Origin of the sequence: Stappia sp. BW2 (assembly GCF_008107695.1) — a bacterium.
Classification (GTDB): domain Bacteria; phylum Pseudomonadota; class Alphaproteobacteria; order Rhizobiales; family Stappiaceae; genus Roseibium.
In genome coordinates this window covers 1-401 of record NZ_VIRG01000009.1, presented here as the reverse complement: position 1 = coordinate 401, position 401 = coordinate 1, and the positions used below count along the sequence as shown (strand labels likewise).

Annotated in this window: 1 pseudogene; it reads right to left on the bottom strand. The window is 59.1% G+C overall.

Features of this window, described 5'->3' with window-relative positions:
- Nucleotides 1-137 precede the first annotated feature (137 nt).
- A pseudogene (locus FMN63_RS00045) lies at nucleotides 138-401 on the bottom strand (alpha/beta hydrolase); the annotation flags it as partial.

Genomic DNA, 401 nt, shown 5'->3' with positions numbered 1-401 from the left:
GGATCCGCCTGGGGCAAAGTCGCCGATTTTTAGGACACGGTCGGCCTTTGCGCGACGTTCGACGACGCGGATCGGCACGACTTGGTACCGGCCATAGGAGCCGATGCATCACACTTCGATTCACGAAAAACCGGCGGTCAAGGGAAGGTGTATCGCTTCGGTTCCTCACCGGCATTATTGGCAATCAAGGCGCGCAATGCTGCCGCCGCAGGCGTGCCAGCGACGGCGAGATCGCGTACCGTGCTCATGTGATTGCCGTCTGTGACCTTCGATGCCCGCACCTCAAGCCCTTGGGCGGCAAGAATGTCCCTGAACGCGTTTGCCTGGATTTTGAACGGATCAGTTTCCAGTTCGCCGGTCATGATAGCGACACGCGTTGCTGGATCGTGCTCGTGATGCAT